The organism is Promicromonospora kroppenstedtii DSM 19349 (assembly GCF_000515355.1).
Classification (GTDB): Bacteria; Actinomycetota; Actinomycetes; order Actinomycetales; family Cellulomonadaceae; genus Promicromonospora; species Promicromonospora kroppenstedtii.
In genome coordinates, this window is the sequence record NZ_KI911758.1 from 1,999 (window position 1) to 5,080 (window position 3,082).

Genomic DNA, 3,082 nt, shown 5'->3' on the forward strand with positions numbered 1-3,082 from the left:
CGGGCCGGGTCGGCGGCGGCGCGTCCCGGACGTTCACCTTCGACGTCGCGGCCGACGACGTCGCCTACCGCACGGCGAACTCGCTGAGCGTCATCGGGCCGGACGGGACCGCCGGCAAGCCGGTGTCCGTGGTGCTCCTGCCGCGGCCGGACGGCACGTTGACGGACCTGCTGGACGAGGAGGCTCAGAACCTGGCACCGGCCCGGGCCGCACTGCTGCACCAGCGGGCCCAGGCTGCACTGGACGCGGCCGCCGCGAACGACTTCGACGCCGTGCGCCGGGCCATGCAGGGAGTGCGGCACGCAGTGCTGACCTCCGGAACGGAGGCGGTCCCGCCGGACGTGGCGGAGCGGATCGACGCGCTGGTGACGCCGTACCTCGGCAGCGCGGCGGGGCTGTTCGGCATCCTCGCGCTGATCCGCGACGCCGAGGACGCCGACGCCGTCGACGGGCCGACCGCCGCGGACCTGCGCGAGCTGGCCGCCGAGGCGGTGGCGCACGCCCGGGCCGGCGACTCCGCGGCCATGAACGAGGCCCTGGCGGACCTGACGGAGCGGATCGAGGCGGCTGACGGCGACGGCGTGACTCTCGCGCAACTCCTGGCCGCGATCGAGGCGCAGCACGCCGAGCAGGTGGCCGAGGCCGAGACGGCCACGCTGCTGGGCGGGGCACGCAGCAACGCCGAGCACCCTGGGTACACGGGAACCGGGTTCGTCCGGGACCTGTCCAAGGCTGGCGCGGGCGTGCGGTTCACCTACGAGGCCGCGGCGCCCACCACCGTCGAGGTGTCGTTCCGGTACGCGAACGGCATGGTCGTCGCGCCGCTCGACCGGCAGCTCTCCGTCGCCGTCGACGGCGGCAAGGCGCAGCCGGTCTCGTTCCCGAACCTGGGCCAGGGCGCCGACCGATGGCGCATCTGGGACTACTCCCCCGGCGTCCGCTTCACGCTGGCGGCCGGGCGGCACGAGATCCTGCTGCACCACACCGCCACCGACACGGGCAACATCAACCTGGACCACCTGCGCGTCACCGCGCAGCCCGGCGTCCTCACCGAGCCCACGGCCGACGAGTGGGGCGCGAAGATCATCTACACGGCCGGTGACCAGGTCGCGTACGACGGCTCGCTGTGGCAGGCCTCGTGGTGGACCCAGAACCAGAAGCCCGGCGCGTCGGCGTACGGGCCGTGGCAGCAGATCGCCGAGGACTGGGACGGCACCGCCCTCTGGACGGCCTCGCGGATCTTCGACACGGGCGACTTCGTGGTGCACGACGGCACGGTCTACGAGGCCAGGTGGTGGACCCGCAACCAGGCGCCGGGCGACAGGCACGGGCCGTGGCGGGCGATCGACTGACCTTCCACGCGCGCGGCGTCAGGTGGCCTCCGGGTCGGCCCCCTGCGCCGCGCGTCCGCCGTCGACGGGCAGCACCGCGCCGTTGACGAAGGCGGCGGCGTCCGAGAGCAGGAACGCGACCGCCTCCGCGACCTCCGCGCCCGTGCCGACACGGCCCAGCGGGTGCAGGGCAGCCATCTGCGCGTCCACGCCGGGGTGCTCGGTGCGGTAGGTCTCGTAGCGGTCGGTCGCGATCGACCCGAGCGCCACCGCGTTGGTCCGGATGCCGTGGCGCCCGTGGTCGACGGCGAGGGCCCGGGTCAGCGCCTCGACCGCACCCTTGGCCGTGGCGTAGGGCAGGGCGCCGCGCACGGGCCGCTGCGCCTGGTGGGACGAGACGTTCACGATCGCCCCCGGCCGCCCGTACGCCAGCAGGTGCCCGACGGCGGCGTGGCAGCCGGTCACAGCGAGCGCGAGGTTCGCGGTGATCAGGCCCAACACGTCGGACGGCGGCGCGGTGATCGGCGCGTCCCGGAAGATCGCGGCGTTGTTGACCCAGCCGCCCAGCGGGGCGAGCGCCTCCGCGGCGTCGGCGGTACGGCGCGCGACGTCGGGGTCGGCCGCGTCTCCGCTGACCAGCGTCACGCCCGGGTGGTCCCGGTCCAGTGCCGTGGCGACATCGAGGACGACGACGGGTCCGATGGCGGCCAAGCGCTCGGCGATGGCCCGGCCCACGCCCTGGGCGCCGCCGGTGACGACGTACGAGCGCGGGGCGGCGGGGTCGGCTGGTCGGAGCCCGATCGGGCTGATCGGGTGCCGGCTGGTGTGCTTCGGGTACGCGGCCATCCTCCGATCCTGCACCCGGCGGACGTCCGGGACCGAGTAGGGTGCGGCGCGGAGGCCGGGGGACAATCCGGGCACGGCACGGTCCGCATGGGCGGCACGGTGCCCGGTCGAGGACGGGAAGAGCAACGGGCGGCGCGCCGGCGCCGTCGGGCAGCGAAGGGAGCACGAGGGTGTACGACCAGGTCACAGCGCCGCGCCGCACCCCGTTCGGCCTGCTCGCCTGGGTGCTCGCCGTCGTCCTCGCGCTCGGCGCGGTAGGGGGCACGGTGTGGGTGCTGACGCGGGACGTGTCCGGGACGGACGCGGCCGGACAGGCCTCGGCGTCGCCGAGCATCGCGGTGCCGAGCCCCAGCGAGCCGACCGACGCCGAGCCGGTCGACGCCCCGGCGAGCCCGGAGCCGTCGCCCACCCCGACTCCCCCGCCCGCGCCGGTGCCCGTGACGCTGCAGAGCGTGGCCTCCGGCCGGTGCCTGGACGTGCCAGGTGGCGTGGCCACGGACGGTGCGGCACTGCAGATCTACGACTGCAACGGCTCGGCGGCGCAGCTCTGGACGACGTCCGCCGCCGGCGAGCTGCGCGTGCTGGACACCATGTGCCTGGACGACCCGAGCGGCGGGGCGCAGGGCACCCCGGCCCAGATCCGGACCTGTTCCGGCGGGGCGAACCAGCAGTGGACACCGCAGGGCGACGGCACGGTGCGCAACGTCGCGACGGGCCTGTGCCTGGACGTGTCCGGCGGCGCCGTCGACAACGGCACGCCCGCGATCGTGTACGGCTGCCACGCCGGGGACAACCAGCGCTGGACGGTCTCGTGAGCGTGCCTGGGCCCGTCTGAGGCGACCTGGACCGCTCGGAGCCGCGCGAGACCGGGAGCCCCTGGCGCCGAGGCGCCGAGCGTCTGGCCG

At 75.5% G+C, this 3,082-nt stretch carries 3 protein-coding genes; 2 read left to right on the plus strand and 1 reads right to left on the minus strand.

Annotated elements, in window-relative coordinates:
- The coding region (locus PROKR_RS33135; protein WP_036969878.1) for a carbohydrate-binding protein at nt 1–1,352 on the plus strand (1,352 nt) is incomplete at its 5' end.
- 18 nt (nt 1,353–1,370) lie between these two features.
- On the opposite strand, the gene PROKR_RS26670 is transcribed toward PROKR_RS33135, so the two are convergent.
- Complete coding sequence (locus PROKR_RS26670) at nt 1,371–2,177, minus strand: SDR family NAD(P)-dependent oxidoreductase (protein WP_036969880.1); 807 nt, start codon at nt 2,175–2,177, stop codon at nt 1,371–1,373.
- Between the two features lie 170 nt (nt 2,178–2,347).
- On the opposite strand from PROKR_RS26670, the gene PROKR_RS26675 reads away from it, so the two are divergent.
- Nucleotides 2,348–2,992 carry an RICIN domain-containing protein gene (locus PROKR_RS26675; RefSeq protein ID WP_051433402.1) on the plus strand — a complete coding sequence of 215 codons (645 nt, stop codon included), beginning with the start codon at nt 2,348–2,350 and terminating at the stop codon, nt 2,990–2,992.
- Nucleotides 2,993–3,082: the final 90 nt, after the last annotated feature.